16 protein-coding genes are annotated in these 20,063 nt (G+C 66.8%); 8 read left to right on the top strand and 8 right to left on the bottom strand.

All coding sequences use genetic code 11. The annotated features are described in order from the left end of the window. Positions 1 to 2,538, top strand: coding sequence for a TonB-dependent receptor (locus tag VGD28_RS09580; protein ID WP_331028115.1), 2,538 nt, complete (start codon positions 1 to 3; stop codon positions 2,536 to 2,538). Between the two features lie 165 nt (positions 2,539 to 2,703). Here the strand turns inward: VGD28_RS09580 and VGD28_RS09575 are convergent, their stop codons facing one another. The 3 genes from VGD28_RS09575 to VGD28_RS09565 all read right to left on the bottom strand — a co-directional run bounded on the left by VGD28_RS09575 (position 2,704) and on the right by VGD28_RS09565 (position 7,258). Beyond that, positions 2,704 to 4,533, bottom strand: a complete 1,830-nt coding sequence (locus VGD28_RS09575; protein WP_331028114.1) for a DUF885 domain-containing protein — start codon at positions 4,531 to 4,533, stop codon at positions 2,704 to 2,706. A gap of 225 nt (positions 4,534 to 4,758) precedes the next feature. After that, positions 4,759 to 6,846 carry a bifunctional (p)ppGpp synthetase/guanosine-3',5'-bis(diphosphate) 3'-pyrophosphohydrolase gene (locus VGD28_RS09570; RefSeq protein ID WP_331028113.1) on the bottom strand — a complete coding sequence of 696 codons (2,088 nt, stop codon included), beginning with the start codon at positions 6,844 to 6,846 and terminating at the stop codon, positions 4,759 to 4,761. A 100-nt stretch (positions 6,847 to 6,946) separates the two neighbouring features. Beyond that, positions 6,947 to 7,258 carry a CC_3452 family protein gene (locus VGD28_RS09565; RefSeq protein WP_331028112.1) on the bottom strand — a complete coding sequence of 104 codons (312 nt, stop codon included), beginning with the start codon at positions 7,256 to 7,258 and terminating at the stop codon, positions 6,947 to 6,949. 145 nt (positions 7,259 to 7,403) lie between these two features. Between VGD28_RS09565 and VGD28_RS09560 the strand changes: the two genes are divergently transcribed. Beyond that, positions 7,404 to 7,907: a helix-turn-helix domain-containing protein gene (locus tag VGD28_RS09560; RefSeq protein ID WP_331028111.1), complete on the top strand. Its 504-nt coding sequence runs from the start codon at positions 7,404 to 7,406 to the stop codon at positions 7,905 to 7,907. A gap of 4 nt (positions 7,908 to 7,911) precedes the next feature. Here VGD28_RS09560 and VGD28_RS09555 read toward each other — a convergent pair whose 3' ends face one another. Both VGD28_RS09555 and VGD28_RS09550 read right to left on the bottom strand, forming a co-directional pair. Next, positions 7,912 to 8,328 carry a thioesterase family protein gene (locus VGD28_RS09555; RefSeq protein WP_331028110.1) on the bottom strand — a complete coding sequence of 139 codons (417 nt, stop codon included), beginning with the start codon at positions 8,326 to 8,328 and terminating at the stop codon, positions 7,912 to 7,914. 5 nt (positions 8,329 to 8,333) lie between these two features. Further along, entirely contained in the window at positions 8,334 to 9,539 is a 1,206-nt protein-coding gene (locus VGD28_RS09550) for an LL-diaminopimelate aminotransferase (RefSeq protein WP_331028109.1), read from the bottom strand. A gap of 170 nt (positions 9,540 to 9,709) precedes the next feature. Here VGD28_RS09550 and VGD28_RS09545 point away from each other — a divergent pair, with 170 nt between their 5' ends. The 5 genes from VGD28_RS09545 to VGD28_RS09525 all read left to right on the top strand — a co-directional run bounded on the left by VGD28_RS09545 (position 9,710) and on the right by VGD28_RS09525 (position 16,078). Then, on the top strand, positions 9,710 to 11,464 hold the full coding sequence (locus tag VGD28_RS09545; RefSeq protein WP_331028134.1) for a class I poly(R)-hydroxyalkanoic acid synthase: 1,755 nt from the start codon (positions 9,710 to 9,712) through the stop codon (positions 11,462 to 11,464). Between the two features lie 90 nt (positions 11,465 to 11,554). Then, a complete protein-coding gene (locus tag VGD28_RS09540; protein WP_331028108.1) occupies positions 11,555 to 12,286 on the top strand; it encodes a phasin family protein in 732 nt (243 codons plus the stop codon). Between the two features lie 327 nt (positions 12,287 to 12,613). Beyond that, positions 12,614 to 12,943, top strand: coding sequence for an ATP-dependent Clp protease adapter ClpS (gene clpS / locus VGD28_RS09535; protein WP_331028107.1), 330 nt, complete (start codon positions 12,614 to 12,616; stop codon positions 12,941 to 12,943). Positions 12,944 to 13,014: 71 nt separating this feature from the next. Next, the gene (gene murA, locus VGD28_RS09530; protein WP_331028106.1) at positions 13,015 to 14,298 is read left to right on the top strand and encodes a UDP-N-acetylglucosamine 1-carboxyvinyltransferase; all 1,284 of its coding nucleotides are present in this window, start codon (positions 13,015 to 13,017) and stop codon (positions 14,296 to 14,298) included. A gap of 46 nt (positions 14,299 to 14,344) precedes the next feature. Continuing rightward, positions 14,345 to 16,078: a bifunctional metallophosphatase/5'-nucleotidase gene (locus VGD28_RS09525; protein ID WP_331028105.1), complete on the top strand. Its 1,734-nt coding sequence runs from the start codon at positions 14,345 to 14,347 to the stop codon at positions 16,076 to 16,078. A 329-nt stretch (positions 16,079 to 16,407) separates the two neighbouring features. Here VGD28_RS09525 and nusB read toward each other — a convergent pair whose 3' ends face one another. The 3 genes from nusB to hisG all read right to left on the bottom strand — a co-directional run bounded on the left by nusB (position 16,408) and on the right by hisG (position 18,921). Then, positions 16,408 to 16,869, bottom strand: coding sequence for a transcription antitermination factor NusB (gene nusB, locus VGD28_RS09520; protein WP_331028104.1), 462 nt, complete (start codon positions 16,867 to 16,869; stop codon positions 16,408 to 16,410). A 106-nt stretch (positions 16,870 to 16,975) separates the two neighbouring features. Continuing rightward, on the bottom strand, positions 16,976 to 18,265 hold the full coding sequence (gene hisD / locus VGD28_RS09515; protein ID WP_331028103.1) for a histidinol dehydrogenase: 1,290 nt from the start codon (positions 18,263 to 18,265) through the stop codon (positions 16,976 to 16,978). Beyond that, entirely contained in the window at positions 18,262 to 18,921 is a 660-nt protein-coding gene (gene hisG / locus VGD28_RS09510) for an ATP phosphoribosyltransferase (protein ID WP_331028102.1), read from the bottom strand. Before hisG ends, hisD begins: the two co-directional genes overlap by 4 nt. Positions 18,922 to 18,979: 58 nt before the next feature. Between hisG and VGD28_RS09505 the strand changes: the two genes are divergently transcribed. Next, positions 18,980 to 20,044: a DUF2332 domain-containing protein gene (locus VGD28_RS09505; RefSeq protein ID WP_331028101.1), complete on the top strand. Its 1,065-nt coding sequence runs from the start codon at positions 18,980 to 18,982 to the stop codon at positions 20,042 to 20,044. The last annotated feature ends 19 nt before the right edge of the window (positions 20,045 to 20,063 follow it).

Genomic DNA, 20,063 nt, shown 5'->3' with positions numbered 1-20,063 from the left:
ATGTCGATCCGCTTCCCGCTTCTCGCCTTCGCCAGCCCGATCGCGCTCGCCGCTGCACCTGCCCTGGCACAGGAAGCGCCGGCCGGCGCTCCCGCGGATGACGAGATCGTCGTCACCGCGCAGTTCGTCGAGCAGCGCCCGATCGAGGTCCCCTTCGCGCTCACCGCCTATGACGAACGCTTCCTCGAGCGGCTGAACATCCAGGAGTTCGACGCCCTCTCGCGCTACGTTCCGGGCTTCGAGGTGCAGAATCAATCGCCCAACAACCCCGGTTTCGTGATGCGCGGCATCACCTCTGACTCGGGCAGCGCGTTCAACGAGCCGCGCGTGTCGGTGTTTCAGGACGGCGTCTCGATCTCCAAGTCGCGCGGCTCCTATGTCGAGTTGCTCGATCTCGAGCGCGTCGAGGTGGCCAAGGGGCCGCAATCGACGCTGTATGGCCGCGGCGCGCTGATCGGCGCGGTCAACCTGATCCAGGCCAAGGCCGATCCGGATGCGGGCTATGGCATGCTCCGCGTATCGGGCGGCGACTATGGCATGTATCGCGTCGACGGGACGTGGAACATCCCGCTCGCCGACGATCTCGCGGTCCGCGCCGCTGCGCGCGTCAAGAAGCGGGACGGGTTCGTCGAGGATTTGCTGGGCGGCCGCGACTATAACGGGATCGAGAGCGAGGCGGTGCGCGGCAGCCTGCGCTGGGAGCCGGCGGGCTTCACTTTCGACCTGATCGGCAATTATCAGACCGATCGCGCCACCGGCACCGCGTTCAAGTCGATCGCCTACAACCCGACCGACACGATCACCGGCGCGGTGATCGGCGATCGCGGCCGCAACAGCGGTGCGGCGCTCGCTGCGGGGCCGGGGTTCGAGGGCGGCAAGCGCCTCGGCCTCGAGCGCGAGGTGTGGGGTGTCACCGGCATCGCCAATGCAGAGCTCGGCAACGGCTTCTCGCTCAATGGCACGATCGCTTATCGCGAATTCAGCGGCACCGAGATCTTCGACGCCGACGGCATCTCGCTCCCCGCGCTGACCGCGGCGGAGGATGCGGCGGGCACGCAGACCATGGCGACGCTCCGCCTCAACTGGGATAATGGCGGCCCGCTCAAGGGCTTTGCCGGCGCGACCTATTTCTACGAGGACGGCCACCAGCGCACCCCGTCGCAGTTCGACGAGCGCGTCGCGCTGGCGCGGCTCACCGACCGCCTGAACGGCGGCGGTGCGATCCCGGGCCGCCCGGCGACCGATCCGGCACCGATTGCGCTCTTCTCTAACACCGCCTTCACCGGCCAGCTGCTTCAGGGCGTCGCGGCTGCGCGCGGCTATGCCCTGTCCGCCCCGCTGGCGCAGGCAATCGCCGCCAATCTCAAGGGCGCACATCGCGAGACCAGCACCAATTTCAGCCGCACCAAGGCGTGGGACCTGTTCGCCGATGTGACGTTCGACGTGACCGACGCGTTCGAGATCGGCGGCGGCATCCGCTACAGCCGCGACGACAAGCGGACCCGCTACACCGCGTCGGTGCAGAATGGCCGTTCGATCCTGGGCGGTTTCATCGGCGCGCTCAGCCAGACCGAGCCGACGCGCACCGCGCTGCTCAACGCGCTTGCGATGCCGGGTGCGGCGAACGTCCCGCAATCCGCGCTCTATCCGGTGCCGCTGTTCGGCCTTGGCCTTCAGCCGACCACGGGCAACGGCAATCTGGCCGAAGCGACCAACGAGAGCGGCGGCTTCACCTGGCGCGTCACGGCGCGCTATGAGCTCAGCCCGCAGGCGAACATCTATGCCAACTATGCGCGCGGCCGCAGGCCCGAGGTGCTTGGCGTGTCGCCGCCCGCTGCGCCGGGCGGGGCGGCGCGGTTCAATCTGTTGCCCGCCGAGACGGTGGACAGCTTCGAGATCGGCGTGAAGACCGAGCTGGCGGACCGCACCCTGTTCCTCGACGGCGCGCTCTTCTACTATGACTACAGCGACTTCCAGACGACGGAGCAGGTCGGCACGACCTTCGTCACGGTCAATGCCGGCAAGGCGGAAAGCTACGGCTTCGAGGGCCAGATGCGCTGGAACCCGGCGGACTGGGTCAATCTGTTCGCGACCTATGCCTATAACCACAGCCGCTTCAAGGCGGGCGCGCGGGAAGGAAACAGCTTCCGCTTGTCGCCCGATCACAGCGCCTCGGCGGGCGTGACGCTGCGTGGCGATGTCGGACCGGTGGCGATCGACTTCACCCCGGACGTCACCTGGCAGTCGCGCGTCTTCTTCGACGACGACAATGACATCGCCCGGTTGCAGACCGGCAACCTCATCCCCGACACGGTGCAGGACGAGGTGCAGGGCGCCTATGCCACGGTCAACGCGCGCTTCGGCATCGAGACCGCTAACGGCCGCTGGCGGATCGAGGGCTTCGTCACCAACCTGTTCGACCGGGAATATATCAAGGACGCGGGCAACACCGGCGACGGCCTGGGCATGCCGACCTTCATCGCAGGGGAGCCGCGCATGTGGGGCGCGGCGCTGACGCTGCGGCTCGGGGGGAAGTAGGCGGCTCTTCAATCCTCCCCGGAACGGGGAGGTGGCAGCGCGCAGCGCTGACGGAGGGGGTCCTCCTCAAACGACGCCATCTGTGGCGGGCCCCCTCCACCACTCGCTTCGCGAGCGGTCCCCCTCCCCGTACCGGGGAGGATAATTCTGGAACCCGCCGGCCCGTCACCCCGCCGCCATCCGCCGCGCGTCTTCCTCCACCAGCCGCTCGAGCGTGGTGAGGGGAACGGCGCCGCGGCGGATCACCTCGTGGAATTGCCGGATGTCGAACTTGGCGCCAGCGATTTCCTGCGCCTTCTTGCGCGCGCGGACCCAGCTGGTGTGGCCGATCTTGTAGCTGCAGGCCTGCCCCGGCTGGGTGCAGTAGCGCTCGATCTCGCGCTGTGAGCGCGGACGGGCGAAGCCGACGGTGTCGACCATATAGTCGGTCGCTTGCTCGCGGCTCCACTTCTTGGCGTGGATGCCGGTGTCGATCACCAGCCGCGCGGCGCGGAACAGGAAGGACTGGAGATAGCCCGCGCGCTCGAGGTCGCTGGCATAGGCGCCGAGTTCGTCGGCGACCTGCTCCGCATAGAGCGCCCAGCCTTCGGTGTAGGCGCCGAAGAAGCTGAACTTGCGGATCAGCGGCCCCTCGGCCGCCTGTGACGTGCTGATCTGCAAATGATGGCCGGGCAGACCTTCGTGATAGGTCAGCGACGGCAGGGTGTATTTGGGCCAGTCGCCGACGCTTTTCAGATTGATGAAGTAGATCGCCGGCCGCGAGCCATCGAGCGCGGCGCGGTTGTAATAGCCGTTCGATGCGCCGTCCTGAATCTCGACCGGCACCGCGCGGATCTCGAGCGGTGCCTTGGTCGGATCGATGAACATGCGCGGCAGCAGCTTCGCCACCTTCTCATTGTCCGCGTTGAGCGACTTGATCAGCTCGATCCGGCCCGCTGCGGTGTCCGGGTATAGCTGGTCGGGGCGCTGGTTGAGTGCGGTCAGGCGCTCGCCGACGCTGCCTTTGGTCAGGCCCTGCGCCTTCAGGATCTTGTCGAGTTCGGCGCTGATCTCAGCCACTTCCTCCAGTCCGATCTTGTGGACCTCGTCGGGGGTGAAGTTGGTGGTGGTCGCCTGCGCCAGCGCTGCGGCGTAGATATCATTCCCCTGCGGCACGTCCCACACCCCCGCGCTGGTGCGCGCTTTGGTCCGCTGCTGCTTGATCAGTGCGATCTGGCGGTCGAGTGCGGGGTAGACCGATGCGTCGATGATCTTCGCCGCCCGCGCGCCCCAGTCGCCGGCGATGCCCCTGGCCGCGGTGCGCTGGACCAGCGATTTGGCGATCGTGTTGTCGGCTGCGGCGGGCGCGCGCAGCTTCGCCATCTGTTCGATCGTCAGGTCGAGGCAGAAATCGGGCGCGACCACGCCGCGCTTGCCCAGCTCTGCCTGCTCCTGCGTGTTGTAATCGAGCGCCTGACCCATCTGTTCGAGCCGCGACAGCAGCGCCTCGGCATCGTCCGCCGTTGCGATCGTGTGCGCCGTATTGAGGAAATCGGGCATCGAGAAATAGATGCCGCCCTGCTGGAAGATCGCGAACGGGCGCATCACCGCGTCGAGATCGAAGCGCTCGCGCGGCACGAGCTGGGTCTTGAGCGAATAGGCGACGATCTCGCGGTCCAGCTTCGAGGATTCGGAGAGGGTCGCGGGATCGACCGCCTCGATCCGGGCGAGCGCGTCCTTGGTCTCGGCCTGCGCCTTCGCCTTGGCCGCGGGCGAGCGGTCCGTGAGCTGTCGCTTCAATGCCGCCCCAGGCCCCTTGTCGAATCCGATCGAGGTGGCGAGCTCGGGCGAGCGCTGGATCGTCTTGCGCAGCACGTCGTCGAAGATCGCATTGAGGCCGGCATCGCCCGGCCCGGCGGCGGGGTTCGCAGCGGCTTGCAGCGCGCGGGCTGCGGCGGGGGAGGCGGCGAGCGCAGCGGTCGCGGTGCTGGAGGCAAGGAAGGTGCGGCGATCCATGAGCGAGCCTTTCGGAAGAGATGCGCGACGTCTGACGGGCGCAGCGATGCGGAAGTTTACACTAGCTTGACACTATCGCGCCGGAATCCTCGTCCTGGGGCCGCCATCGGCGGGAAGGGAAGGAGACCGATGCGGGTAGGCGCGAGCGCATCGCCAGAGGCAAGCAAATCAATTCCAACATTGCAACGCTGTTGGTCGAATTGTGGCGGGGAGGATTAAATTAGGTCAGACCCGCTCCGCCGAATTCACCGCTTCGGCAGCGCGCAGCGCGGCGATCAGCTTCATCAGATGCGCCGCGTCGCGCACCTCGAGGTCGATCATGTTGGTGTGGAAGGTCGTGTCGCGAGTGTCGAAGCGGATGTTGAGGATGTTCGCCTTGTGCTGGCCAAGGATCGTCGCGACCACGCCGAGCGCGCCCGGCTCGTTCTTGAGCGTGACGGCGATGCGCGCAGTGCCGCCCTCGGCCTTGTCGCCCCAGCCGATGTCGATCCAGTCCTTGTCCTCGACCTTGTCGAGCTTGGGGCAGCTGATCTGGTGGATCTCGATCGGCTCGCCCGGCTGGCGCACGCCGACGATGCGGTCGCCCGGGATCGGATGACAGCAGGGGGCGAGGGTGAAGGCGACGCCGGGGGTGAGGCCCTTGATCGAGATCGGCTCCCGCGCCGCGGGAAGCGGGGCGAGGTCGCCCTCGGTCGATCCCGGCATCAGCGCTTCCATCACCTGCACGTCGGAGAGCTTGCGCCGCGCGATCGCCTCCATCAGCGCATCGGCATCGTCGAGCTTGAGGCGGGTGAGGGCGGCGCCCAGCGCTTCCTCGCCGATCGGCACGGGCAGGCGGCGGACGATGTCGTCATAGAGCTTGCGGCCGAGCGCGATCGTCTCGTCCAGCTCCTTGTGCCGCAGATGCCGGCGGATCGCGGCGCGCGCCTTGCCGGTGATCGCGAAATTGAGCCAATTGTCCTGCGGCCGCTGCGCCTTGGAGCGCAGGATGGCGACTTGGTCGCCCTGTTGGATCTCGGTGCGTAGGGGAACGACCTGGCCGTTGATCTTGGCGCCGACCGCCTGATCGCCAAGGTCGGTGTGCACCGCATAGGCGAAGTCGATCGGTGTCGCGCCCTTGGGCAGCTGGATCAGCTCGCCCTTGGGGGTGAAGGCGAAGATCCGGTCCTGATACATCGCCATCCGGGTATGTTCGAGCAGCTCCTCCGGGCTTTCGGCGGTCTCGAGAATCTCGACCAGATCCTGGATCCAGCGGACCTGGGTATCGGGGCGCACGCCCGACTGCTTGTACGCCCAGTGCGCGGCGAGACCATATTCGGCCTGCGCATGCATTTCGTGCGTGCGGATCTGGATCTCGACGCGGGTGTCGCCCGCGTGCATCACCGTGGTGTGCAGCGAGCGATAGCCGTTGCGCTTGGGCGTCGAGATATAGTCCTTGAACCGGCCCGGCACGAACGGCCAGCGGCGGTGGATGATGCCCAGCGCGCGGTAGCACTCCTCCTCGCTCCCGACGGTCGCGCGAAAGGCCATGATGTCCGAAAGCTGCTCGAAGCTGACGTGACGCTCCGACATCTTCTTCCAGATCGAATAGGGGTGCTTCTCGCGCCCGGTCACTTCGGCATCGACGCCGCCGCGCGAGAGCAGCAGCTTAAAGCCCGATCCGATCTTGGCGATGCGATCCTCGCCCTCGACCTTGAGCGCCTCGAGCCGCTTGGTGATCGATTCATAGGCCTCCGGCTCGAGCTCGCGAAAGGCGAGCGTCTGCATCTCGGTCATGAATTCGTACATGCCGATGCGCTCGGCGAGCGGCGCGTAGATATCCATCGTCTCGCGGGCGATGCGGCGGCGCTTCTCGGGCTTGGGGATGTGATGGAGCGTGCGCATGTTGTGCAGCCGGTCGGCGAGCTTGACCAGCAGCACGCGGATGTCGTCCGACATGGCGAGCAGGAACTTGCGGAGATTCTCCGCGGCGCGCTCATTCTCGGTCTGCGCCTCGATCTTAGAGAGCTTGGTGACGCCATCGACCAGCCGGGCCACGTTCGGCCCGAAGCGGGCGAGGATCTCCTCGGGCGTCGCCACCGTATCCTCGATCGTGTCGTGCAGGATCGCGGTGACGATCGTCTCGTCGTCGAGATGAAGGTCGGTCAGGATGCCCGCGACTTCGATCGGATGGCTGAAATAAGGGTCGCCCGACGCGCGCTTCTGGCTGCCATGCGCATGCATCGAGAAGACGTAAGCGCGGTTGAGCAGCGCTTCGTCCGCTTCGGGGTCGTAACTCAGGACCCGGTCGACAAGTTCATATTGACGCAACACGCGTTCAAGATGGTGCGGGCGGCTGCTGCTTTGCAATAAGTTTCACGCAAGGCGGGCACCGGCAATGCCGATGCCCGCAATGGTGTGGCTTTGGTGTGACTTACTTGGCGCGCGCGTTGCATGCGGCGAGCGCTTCGGCATCGAACGCGGCCCCGCCGACGCTGAACGCAGACAGTGCGCCGATGCGCTGCGCGGCACGTTCGCACATCACCTTGTCCTGCGTCGCGGTCTTGGGCGCGGAGCAAACGCCGTCCTTGCACTTCCAGATGGTGTTCTGGGTGACGAAGCTCGCTTTCTTCGGCGCTTCGACGGCGGTCGCGGAATAATAGCCGCCCGACTGAGCGAGTGCGGCGGCGGGCATGAGCGCCGCGGCCGACAGCGCGGCGGCGGCAAGCGAGACGAGGCGGGTCATGATGATACTCTCCCTGGGGTACGCAACAAAGGTTGCGAATCGCTACTTATATCGTTAGGCATTAAGTTGCAATCGAAAACTGGTGCTGCATTGCGGCAACTTAAGCGGTTTGTCCACAAGGGAAATTGGAGTAGGTTCAGCGGTTATGGGTCACAATGGACTGCGAGAGCCGCTTCGTCAGTTGGCCACCAACTGCAGCTTGCCCGCCGCGCTGGAGGCGATGGGGGAGCGCTGGTCCTTCCTGATCCTGCGCGCGGCGTTCAACGGCCTCTATCATTTCGAGGAATTCCAGTCGGAGCTGGGCATTGCGCGCAACATCCTGGCCAACCGGCTCGCCCGGCTGGTCGATCACGGCATCCTCGCGCGGCAGACCTGCGACGACGACCGCCGCAAGGTGGAGTACCGGCTGACCGAGAAGGGCTTTGCGCTGCTGCCGACGATGGTGGCGCTGCGCCAATGGGGCGAGCGCTGGGAGACGGGCATGCCGGCAACCCCGGTGCTGGTCGATGCCCGCGACCACCGGCGGATCGCTCCGGTTCAGGTGCTGAGCCATGACGGGCGGCCGTTGACCAAGCACGACCTGCTCTGGTCGCTGCCCGAGGACGTCGTGGGCGAAGGGCGCAAGGCGGCACAGGAAGCCGCGGAATAGCGGATCAGCCGCCGGGCAGCATGCGCGCACGGATGGCGGGCGGAACGGGCGAGGATGTGCCCGCGTCCAGATCGACATTGACGTAGACCAGCTCGATCACCGTGTGCAGCGCGCCGGTTTGCGCGTGGCACAGCTCGACGCGGCTGGTGAGGCTCGAATTGCCGATCCGATCGGTGCGGACCCACGCGTCGATCTCGTCATCGTAGCGGAAGGGCGCCTTGAAATCGACCGTGGCGCGGGCGACGTGGAACTCGATGCCGCGCCATTCGGGCAGATCGGCGAGTCCCAGCCAGCGCCAATATTCGCTGATCGCGACATCGGCATATTCAAGATAGCGCGAGTTGAAGACGACCCTCTGCCCGTCGATCTCGGAATAGCGGACGCGAAGGCGCGTCGAGAAGCCGAAGCCTTCGCGTCCCATGTGTCTCAGGCCGATTTGGCGCCGGTGTTGACGCCCATCGACTGGAGATACTTCCGCACGTTGCGTGCCGCCTGGCGCAGCCGCTGCTCGTTCTCGACCATGGCGATGCGGACATAGCCTTCGCCATTCTCGCCATAGCCGACGCCGGGTGCGACCGCGACCTTGGCGTGGGAGAGGAGCTGCTTCGAGAATTCGAGGCTGCCGAGATGCGCCAGCGCCGGGGGCAGCGGCGCCCAGGCGAACATCGAGGCGGCGGGCGAGGGGATGTCCCATCCCGCCCGGCCGAAGCTCTCGACCAGCACGTCGCGGCGCTTGTGATACAGCTCGCGGTTCTTCTCGACGATGTCCTGCGGGCCGTTGAGCGCGGCGCAGGCCGCGGCCTGGATCGGCGTGAACGCACCATAGTCGAGATAGGACTTCACCCGCGTCATCGCCGCGATCAGCTGCTTGTTGCCGACCGCGAAGCCGATCCGCCAGCCCGCCATCGAATAGGTTTTCGACAGCGAGGTGAATTCGATCGCCACGTCCTTCGCGCCCTTGACCTGCAGGATCGAGACGGTCGGCTTGCCGTCATAATAGAGCTCGGAATAGGCGAGGTCGGAGATGATCCAGACCTGGTTCTCCTTCGCCCACGCCACCAGCCGCTCGTAGAAGGCGAGATCGACCGTCTCCGCCGTCGGGTTGGACGGATAGTTCACCACCAGGATGCTGGGCCGCGGCACGGTGAAGTTCATCGCGCGCTCGAGGCTCTCGAAATAGCGCTCGTCGGGCGTGGTCGGCACCGCGCGGATCGTGGCGCCGGCGATGATGAAGCCGAAGGTGTGAATCGGATAGCTCGGGTTGGGCGCCAGGATCACGTCGCCCGGCGCGGTGATCGCGGTGGCGAGGCTGGCCAGCCCCTCCTTCGATCCCATCGTTACGACCACCTCGCTCTCGGGATCGACGTCGACGCCGAAGCGGCGGCCATAATAATTGGCCTGGGCGCGGCGCAGGCCGGGAATGCCCTTGGATTGCGAATAGCCGTGCGCGGAAGGCTTCTGCGCCACCTCGCACAGCTTGTCGATGACATGCTGGGGCGGCGGCAGATCGGGGTTGCCCATGCCGAGATCGATGATGTCCTCACCCGCCGCACGTGCTGCTGCCCGCATGCCGTTGACTTCGGCGATGACGTAGGGCGGCAGGCGCTTCATGCGGTAGAATTCCTCGGACATCGTATTTCTCGGTGAGCTCCTCTTGAGGTCGCGCTGGATGCGCAGGGCCGTTATACAGGGACCGGGCAGGGGTGCCAGAGGAGAGGCGAGTGGTGGCGGAAAAGAAAAAGACGGCGGCGCCCAAGGCCGCGAAGCCGACCAGGAACCGCAAGCCCGCCGCCAAGCCGAAGATGAAGCCGGAACCCAAGGCCGAGGTGCCGCCGCCCGAGACCGAGGCCGCTGCTGCGGCGCCGAGCCTGGAGGAACTCCAGCATTGGACCTGGGTGTGGGGCCGCGCGCAGCAGATGCTGATGGAGCAGGGCTTCGACCTGATGGCCAAGGCGCCGGCGATGCCGGCGGTTCCCGATCCCGCCGCGGCGATGCGCGTGGGCGCCGATTTCTGGGCCGACACGATGTCGCTCTGGCAGCGCTTCCTCGATCCCTCCAAGGCGGCGGCGTTCGAGGAAACGCCGGAGCAGGCGCGCGACAAGCGTTTCAAGGCACCGCAATGGCGCGAGCAGCCGGTGTTCGACTTCATCCGCCAGAGCTATTTCACGCTTTCCGAGCATCTGCTGAAGGGGGTGGATGCGATCGAGGGGCTTAGCCCCAAGCAGAAGGAGCAGGCGCGGTTCGCGACGCAGGGCTTCATCGATGCGATGAGCCCGTCCAACTTCCCCGCGACCAACCCGGTGGTGCTCGAGAAGATCGTCGAGACCAAGGGCGAGAGCCTGCTCAAGGGGCTGGCGCACATGCTCAAGGATATGAGCAAGGGGCAGATGACCCAGACCGCCGAGGGCGTGTTCGCGCTGGGAGAGAATATCGCGACCACGCCGGGCAAGGTCGTCAAGCGTACGCCCCTGTACGAGCTGATCCAGTATTCGCCGACCACTGAGACGGTGATCGAGACCCCGCTGTTGATCTTCCCGCCGTGGATCAACCGCTTCTACATCCTCGATCTGAGCCCCGAGAAGAGCTTCATCCGCTGGGCGGTGGCGCAGGGGCTGACGGTGTTTGTGGTCTCGTGGAAGTCGGCCGATGCATCGATGGCCGACGTGGTGTGGGACGATTATGTCGAGCGCGGGCAGATCGACGCGATCGATAGCGTGCGCGAGCTGCTCGGCGTCGATGCGGTGCACGCGATCGGCTATTGCGTCGCCGGGACGACGCTCGCCGCGACGCTGGCGGTGCTCGCCGCGCGCGGGCAGGCCGGTAAGGTGAAGAGCGCGACCTTCTTCACCGCGCAGGTCGATTTCAGTGAGGCGGGCGACCTCAACGTCTTCGTCGATGACGAGCAGCTGGCGCTGATCCAGTCGCTGACCACCGACGGCTTCCTCGACGGGCGCTACATGGCCGCGACCTTCAACCTGCTGCGCGGGCGCGACCTGATCTGGAACTATGTGTCGAGCAATTATCTGCTCGGCGAGGATTATATGCCGTTCGACCTGCTCCACTGGAATTCGGATGTCACCAACCTGCCCGCCAAATGGCATGCCAGCTATCTGGCCGATCTCTATCGCGACAACCGGCTGGCGCAGGCCGGAGCGCTGAGCATAGGCGGGACGCCGATCGACCTTAGCAAGGTGGTGACCCCGGCCTATATTCAGGCGGGGCGCGAGGATCACATCGCGCCAGCGCGCAGCGTATGGAAGATCACCGAGCATTTCGCGGGTCCGCTGCGCTTCGTGCTTGCGGGATCCGGGCATATCGCCGGGGTGGTCAACCCGCCTGCGGCGCAGAAATATCAATATTGGACCAACGAGGCGGGCGCAGAGACTCTTGAGGAGTTTGTTGCGGGTGCGACTGAAACCAAGGGCAGCTGGTGGCCCGACTGGATCAGCTGGATCGAAGGGTTTGGTGAACCGCGTATTGTTGCGAAAGGCTCACGGATTCCCAGGTTAAATGAGGAGCTTGGTGAAGCTCCTGGGAGCTATGTAAGGTCACGCTGAGAATTTTTGTGCACTGCACAAAAACTGTCTTGAAACTGTCTCGCTCGAAGCGTATATGCTGCATCGCAACAATCGCTGCGAGGACGTTCAATGGCCAGCAAGGCTCCACGTGCCGGCGCGAAGAAGCCGGTTGCGAAGACCCCGGTGAGCAAGCCCAAGGCGGCAACGCCGAAGGTCGAAGCGCCAAAGATCGAATCGGGCGTCGCGGAACCGGCGCCGGTGATCGAGACCCCGGTCGTCGAGCCGGTCGGGATCGCACCTGAAGTTACCGAGCCCGCCGAAGTCGTGGCGGAGACGCTTACCAGGGCCGCCGCGGAAGCCGCCGCGCCGGTCGCAGAAACCATCGAAGATACCGCCCCAAAGATGGCGGAAACCGCAACCAAGGGAACTGACATCATGGAAAACACGATCGAGAAGACCCAGGCGCTGTTCGCCGACTTCAACGAGCGCGCCAAGGCCGCGGTCGAGAAGAACACCAAGCTGGCCGGCGAGTTCACCGACTTCGCCAAGGGCAATGTCGAAGCGCTCGTCGAGAGCGGCAAGATCGCTGCCAAGGGCTTCGAGGCGCTGGGCCAGGACGCCGCGGAGTATAGCCGCAAGTCGTTCGAGAACGCGACCGCGACGCTGAAGAGCCTGTCGGCGGTCAAGACCCCGGCCGATTTCTTCAAGCTGCAGAGCGACTATGTCCGCTCGGCCTTCGACTCGGTCGTCGCCGAGACCTCGAAGAACACCGAAGCCTTCATCAAGCTGGCCGGCGACGCCGCGCAGCCGATCTCCAGCCGCTTGGCGGTTGCGGTCGAGAAGGTGAAGACCGCGGCGTAATCGCCACGGCCCGAAAAACCTCGGGACTGAACGAACAAATGGGGCGGCCGCGCGAGCGGTCGCCCTTTTTTGCTGTTCTTGGGCGGCGCGCAATCCTCCCCCCGCCAGGGGAAGGTGGCGCCGAAGGCGACGGAGGGGGAGGACTCCCCAACGTCGGGCATCGGATCCGCCCCCCTCCGTCAGCTGCGCTGACACCTCCCCCTGGCAGGGGAGGATTTGGCGCCGGTCCGGTCGCGTCACACAAAATCAGGGTTAGCGCCCTTGCCCTCGATTCACCGGTGCCATATTTTTGATGTCCTCATGACAGTGCCGCTCACCCCGATTACGATGGCTGACGATGCCGACCGCGACGATGATGGCGACACGTCGACCGGCGTCGCCACGCGCACCCGCGCCAGGACCAAGAAACCGACGCCCTATCGGGTGCTGATGCTCAACGACGACTACACGCCGATGGAGTTCGTCGTGCTGGTGCTCCAGCGCTTCTTCAAGATGGACATGGAGCAAGCGACGCAGGTGATGCTGCACGTGCACCAGCGTGGCGTCGGGGTATGCGGCGTGTTCACCTATGAGGTCGCCGAGACCAAGGTGGCGCAGGTGATCGATTTCGCGCGCCAGAACCAGCATCCGCTCCAGTGCACGCTGGAAAAGGCGTAGCCGGTCCCCACTCGAGCCTGTTGACGTCAGCCGCGCTTGCACCCGGCCCGTGAGTCGATAGAAGCCCGCAAATGGACCGTATCCTCATTCGCGGCGGCAAGCGCCTTTCCGGAACCATCGCCATCTCGGGCGCGAAGAATTCGGCGCTTGCGCTGATGCCCTGCGCGCTGCTGACCGACGAGCCGCTGACGCTGCGCAACCTGCCGCGGCTCGCCGATGCCGATGGCTTCGGGCATCTGCTCAATGAGCTGGGCGCCTCGACCGCGATCGAGGGAACCCGGCCCAACGATTTCGGCCGGGTGCTGACGGTGCGTGCCTCGCGCGTCACCTCGACCGTCGCGCCCTACGACATCGTCCGCAAGATGCGTGCCTCGATCCTGGTGCTGGGGCCGCTTCTGGGCCGCGCGGGCGAGGCGACGGTGTCACTGCCGGGCGGCTGCGCGATCGGCAACCGGCCGATCGACCTGCATTTGAAGGCGCTCGAGGCGATGGGGGCGGAGATCGAGCTGGCGGCGGGCTATGTGAAAGCCACGGCGCCGGGCGGGCGGCTGGCAGGCGGGCGCTATCGCTTCCCGGTGGTGTCGGTCGGCGCGACCGAGAATGCGCTGATGGCGGCGGCAACGGCCAAGGGCACCACGGTGCTGGAGAATGCGGCGCGCGAGCCGGAGATCGTCGATCTCTGCAACCTGCTGGTGGCGATGGGCGCGTCGATCGACGGGATCGGCAGCGAGACGCTGACGATCGAGGGCCGCGAACGGCTGCACGGCGCGACCTACAAGGTCATGCCCGACCGGATCGAGGCGGGCAGCTATGCCTGCGCCGCGGCGATCACCGGCGGCGACCTGTTCCTTCAGGGCGCCAAGGCGGATGACATGCGCGCGACGCTCGACGCGCTGGCCGAGGCCGGGGTGACGGTGGAGGAGAAGACCGATGGCGTGCGGATCGCTGCGAGTGGCCCATTGAAGCCGCTGACGCTCTCGACCGCGCCTTATCCGGGCTTCGCCACCGACATGCAGGCGCAGTTCATGGCGATGCTGTGCAAGGCTGACGGCGCCAGCGTGCTGACCGAGACGATCTTCGAGAACCGCTACATGCACGTGCCCGAGCTGGCGCGCATGGGGGCGAACATCGATGTGCGCGGGCGGACCGCGGTGGTGCACGGGGTCGACAGGCTGGTCGGCGCGCCGGTGATGGCGACGGACCTTCGTGCGTCGATGAGCCTGATCCTCGCGGGCCTTGTTGCCGAGGGCGAGACGCAGGTCAGCCGCATCTATCATCTGGACCGCGGCTATGAGCGGCTCGAGGAAAAGCTCCAGGGCGTCGGTGCGGATATCGAACGCGTCGGTGACGGCTGAGGTCCACGCTGGTATCCGCGGCTAAACGAGTCGCGGGAGCATTTCGATGAAGCGGATCACGGTCGCAGCGCTGGGCGCGCTGGCGCTGGCGGGCTGTGCGCAGGGCCGGGTCGAAGGCCCGGCCGCGCCGGTGACGGTCAAGATCATCGCCTTCAACGACTTCCATGGCGCGCTCGAGACGCCGGGGCGGGCGATCGACGTGCAGGCGCCGGACGGATCGGTGGCCAGGGTGCCCGCGGGCGGGGCGGCCTATTTCGCGACGGCGGTGAAGTCGCTGAAGGCGAAGGCGGCGCACAGCGTGGTCGTTTCCGCGGGGGATTTGACCAGCGCGAGCCCGCTGATCTCCTCGCTGTTCCTCGACGAGCCGACGGTCAAGGCGCTGAGCATGGCGGGGCTGGAGATCAACGCGGCGGGCAATCACGAGTTCGATCGCGGGACGGACGAGCTGAAGCGGCTCCAGCGCGGCGGCTGCGCCAAGCTGACCAAGGTCGAGCCGTGCCAGATCGAGCCGTTCAAGGGCGCGGGCTACGCCTATCTTGCCGGCAACACGATCCAGGCGGACGGGACGAGCCTGTTGCCCGGCACGGCGCTGCGCAGCTTCGGAAGCGGGCGGGGCAAGGTGACGATCGGGTTCATCGGCCTGACGACGCGGCTGACCGGCAACTATGTCGATCCGGCCGGGATCAAGGGCATCACCTTCGCCGACGAGGCGGACACCGCGAACAAGCTGGCCGCGGACCTCAAGGTCAGGGGGGCGGATGCCGTGGTGATGCTGGTGCACGAGGGCGGCTATCCAGCGCGGTCCGATCAGCCCGACAAGTGCGATGGGCTGTCGGGGCCGATCGTGGATATCGTCCAGCGGCTGAGCCCGGCAGTGGACGTGATCGTCTCGGGCCACACGCACCGCGCCTATATCTGCGACTATGGCGCGACTAACCCCGCCAAGCCGGTGCTGCTGACCAGCGCGGGCAACAATGGCGTGATGCTGACCGATATCGACTTGAGCTTCGACCGTGCGACCAAGCGGGTGACGGCGAAGCGCGCTTCGCAGGTGATCGTGCAGGGCGACGGCGTGACGAGCAGCGCGGGGCCGGTGAAGCCGTCGGCTGCCTTCCCCACCTTTGCCGCCGATCCGGCGGTCGCAGCGCATGTCGCGCGCTATGCTGCGGCGGCCGAGCCGCGAGCGAAGCGGGTGGTGGGCCGGGCGTCCGGACCGATCCTGCGCGACGAGGATGACGATATGAAGGAGTCGCCGCTTGGTCTGCTGATCGCGGATTCGCAACTGGCGGCGACGCGGGCGAGCGGGGCACAGGTCGCGCTGATGAACCCGGGCGGAGTGCGCGCCTCGATCGCGGCGGACGGCGGCAAGGTGACGTTCGGCGACATCTATACCGTCCAGCCGTTCGGCAACAACCTGCAGGTCAAGGAGATGACCGGGGCGCAGTTGCGTGCGGTGCTGGAGCAGCAATTCGCCAAGAAGGACGGGACGGCTTTGCTGTTCCCGGCCGGCCTGACCTACAGCTACGACCTGTCGAGGCCCGAGGGGCAGCGGATCGTCGCGCCGATGATCGATGGCCAGCCGATGCGCGACGATGCGGTGTATCGCGTGACGGTGAACAGCTTCCTGGGCGGGGGCGGTGACGGCTTCACCGCGTTCAAGGCGGGCAAGGACGTCGCGGGCGGGATGCTCGATCTCGACGCGCTCGAGGCATGGTTCGCGCGCGGGCAGGTGGTGGAGCCTCCGGCGCTGGGACGGGTCAAGGATGTGACGCCGCGATAAGCGGCCAGCCTGTCCAAAAGGATCGAAGTCGACAGAAGGTTGACACTATCGACGTGGTTTCATGCGGCCGTGTCAGCGCGGGTGTACGGATTTGCGATATCAAAGAGCGGGGCCTGACCGTCCGGGCACGCTGCTAGCGGAGCAAATGAAATCCAACATTACAAGGTAAATCCTCCCCCGTCAGGGGGAGGTGGCAGGCGCAGCCTGACGGAGGGGGAGGAAGCCACAACACGAGTTAGGGAGTCCTCCCCTTCCGTCGCCTTCGGCGCCACCTCCCCCTGGCGGGGGAGGATTGAACTCAACAGCGTCTACCGCCCAGGTCTCGCCGCCTAGCTCCGCACCGCCTTGGCGATGGCGTCGAGCAGGCCGTTGACGAAGCCCTTCTCGCGGCGGTCGTAAAAGGCGTCGGTGACGTCGAGATACTCGCTGATCGCGGCGCCGGTGGGGACGTCGTTGCGGGCGAGCAGCTCATAGGCGCCGGCGCGCAGGATCTGGCGCATCGGGCGGTCTAGCCGGTCGAAGCTCCAGTCGCTGCTGAGCTTGGACGCGATCAACGCGTCGATCTCGTCGCGGCGCGCGTCGACGCCCTTGACGATATCGTCGAAGAACATCGGGTCGGCGTCGATATATTCGGCCTCCTCGATCGTCGCGCCGAGCCGGTGCTGGTGGAATTCGGTGAGCAGCTGGGGAAGCGGGGTCTTCTCCATTTCCTGCTGGTAGAGTGCCTGGACGGCGGCAAGGCGCGCGGCGGCGCGGGCTTTGGAGCGGGACTTTGCGGTTGGGCTGGGCATAAATTCTCTCTTAGTCCGTTCGCCCTGAGCTTGTCGAAGGGCTGTTCTTTCTGTCCGGCGGCGGAAAAGGAAGAACAGGGCTTCGACAAGCTCAGCCCGAACGGGGTTATGGGTTCAATCTGAGAGCGACCGACTTCGCGTGCGCTGGCAATCCCTCGGCCTCCGCCAGCGCGACGGCGGCGGGGCCGATCGCGGCGAGGCCGGCGGCGTCGAGCGCAAGGAAGCTGGTGCGCTTCATGAAGTCGAGCACCGACAGGCCACTGGCGAAGCGTGCGCGGCGGCCGGTGGGGAGGACGTGGTTGGGGCCGGCGACATAATCGCCGATGGCCTCGGGCGTCATGCGGCCGAGGAACACCGAACCGGCATGGCGGACGCGCGCGAACAAGGCGTCGGGATCGTCGCAGGCGAGCTCGAGATGCTCGGGGGCGAGCTTGTTGACCAGCGGGATCGCCTCGTCGAGCGAGCCGGTGAGGATGATCGCGCCGTTGGCGTCCCAGCTCTCGCGCGCGACGGCCTTGGTCGACAGCGTGCCGATCTGGCGATCGACCGCGTCGGCCACTTTGCCCGCGAAGACCGCATCGTCGGTGAGCAGGATCGACTGGCTGGTGGGATCGTGCTCGGACTGGCTGAGCAAGTCGGCGGCGATCCATTCGGGGTCGTTCTTGCCGTCGGCGATGACGACGATCTCCGAGGGGCCTGCGACCATATCGATGCCGACCACGCCATAGAGCTGGCGCTTGGCCTCCGCGACCCAGGCGTTGCCGGGGCCGGTGATGACGTCGACCGCGGCGATGCGGCCGGTGCCATAGGCGAGCGCGGCGATCGCCTGCGCACCGCCGACGCGCCAGATCTCGTCCACCCCCGCGATATGCGCGGCGGCGAGGACGAGCGGGTTGATCTCGCCATCCGGGGTCGGCGTGACCATCACGAGGCGATCGACGCCCGCGACCTTGGCGGGGATCGCATTCATCAGCACCGAGCTGGGATAGGCCGCCCGGCCACCGGGGACATAGACGCCCGCGGCCTCGACCGCCTGCCAGCGCGCGCCGGTGCGCACCCCCGCGGCATCGGTGGTGTCGTTGTCGGCGGGCTTCTGCTTCTCGTGATAGGCGGCGATGCGGTCGGCGGCGAGCTGGAGCGCGTCACGCAGCTTCGGATCGAGCGCGTCGTACGCCGCGACGCAATCGGCCTTTTCGATCCGCCAGCCGGTTTCGTTGAGGTCGTGGCGGTCGAACTTGCGCGTGAAGGCGTGGAGCGCGGCATCGCCCTCGTCGCGGACCGAGGCGACGATGGTGCGGACGTCGCGGGTGACGTCGGCATCGGCCTCGCGCCGGGCATCGACCAGCTCGCGGAATGCCTGGGCGAAGCCGGGCTCGGAGGTGGAGAGGCGGATCATGCGGCCTCGCGCTCGACCGCACGGCGGAAGGCATCTACCAGGGGCACGATCTCCGGCCGGGTCTTGAACGCGGCGCGGTTGGCGATCAGGCGGCTCGATACCTCCATGATCGTCTCGACCTCGACCAGGCCGTTCTCCTTGAGCGTGCGGCCCGAGGAAACGAGGTCGACGATGCGCGGGGCGAGCGCCAGCAACGGCGCCAGCTCCATCGCGCCGTTCAGCTTGATGCACTCGGCCTGCACGCCGCGCGCCTCGAAATGGCGGCGGGTGAGCGAAGGGTATTTGGTCGCGACGCGGACATGGCTCCAGCCGCGCGGATCGTCGGTCGCGGCGAGCTCGGCCGGTTCGGCGACTGACAGGCGGCAATGGCCGATGCCGAGATCGACCGGGGCGTAGAGTTCCGAATAGGCGAACTCGCCGAGCACGTCCGAACCAACGATGCCGAGCTGCGCCGCGCCATGCGCGACGAAGGTGGCGACGTCGAACGCGCGTACGCGGATCAGGTCGATGTCCGGGCGGTTGGTCCTGAAGCGCAGCGCGCGGCTGCCCTCGTCCGCGAAGGCGGGTTCGGGGATGATCCCGGCATGCGCGAGCAGGGGAAGCGCCTCTTCGAGGATGCGTCCCTTGGGCACGGCGAGGATGATCGGTTCCGGCATGGTGCGGCGCCTTTACTTGGGGGGCGGGATCGGCGCAACACGCGGAGGGAGATTCGGCATGCGCGACTGGATGACTTCGGGCGATGTGCGGGCGGCGTTCGCCAATCAGGTCGATTATTGCCGGGCGAACGGGGGCACGATCACGATGCGCGTGGTCGAGGCGATCCTCGCCAATCTCGGTGGGCCGGGCGCGTTCCTGAAGGCGATCCGCGAGTGGCCGGGCATTCCGATGGCCGACGCGCTGCCGTTGCGCGCGGCGGCGGGGCTGCATGCGCTGAACCTGAGCGGGGCGGAGCCGGTGCTGGCGCCGCTCTATGCGGGAGATCCGGAAGCGCTGGCGGATGCCGAACGGCTGGTGGGCGAGGCGATCGCACGGCACGATGCGGAATTGCTGTCCTGGCTCGACGGGCCGCCGCAGACCAACGAGGCGGGGCGGTCATGGGGCTATGTGACGGCGTTGCTGTGGCTGGCGGGGCAGGGGCTGCCGCCGCGCTGGGACTGTGTCGAGATCGGGTCGAGCGCGGGGATCAATCTGATGATCGATCGCTATCGCTATGAATTGGGCGGGGTCGGCGTGGGACCGGCGGGGTCGGGGATGCGGATCGTGCCGGAATGGCGCGGCGCGGCGCCGCCGGAGGTGCCGGCCAGCTGGGGGTTCGAGGCGATCCGTGGATGCGATGTGGCGCCGGTGGATCTGACCGATCCCGAGCAGCTGCTGCGGCTGCGCGCGTTCGTGTGGCGGGAGCATGTCGAGCGGTTCGCGCGGCTGGATTTCGCGGCGCAGTCGGCGCGGGAGAAGAGGCCCGATCTGGTACAGGCCGACGCGGCCGAGTTCGTCGAGGCGCAACTGGCGCGACCGCAGGCGGCGGGGACCACGCGCGTGCTGATGCACTCGATCGTCTGGCAGTATCTGGGCGACGCGCGGCGCGCGCGGATCGCCGCGGCGATGGAGGCAGCGGGCGCACGGGCGAGCGCGGAGCGGCCGCTGGCGTGGATCATGCTCGAGGCGAATCGCGAGACACTTCAGCATGAGCTGGTGGTGCGCTACTGGCCGGGTGGGGCTGAGCCGCGGTTGCTGGGCAAGGCGCATCCGCACGGCGCGTGGGCGGAGTGGCTGCGCTAAGAAAAGATTTTGGTTCACG

Source organism: Sphingomonas sp. (genome assembly GCF_036402235.1).
Taxonomy (GTDB): Bacteria; Pseudomonadota; Alphaproteobacteria; order Sphingomonadales; family Sphingomonadaceae; genus Sphingomonas.
Note: the sequence above shows the minus strand (reverse complement) of the source record. Positions and strands in the feature narration are given on the sequence as shown.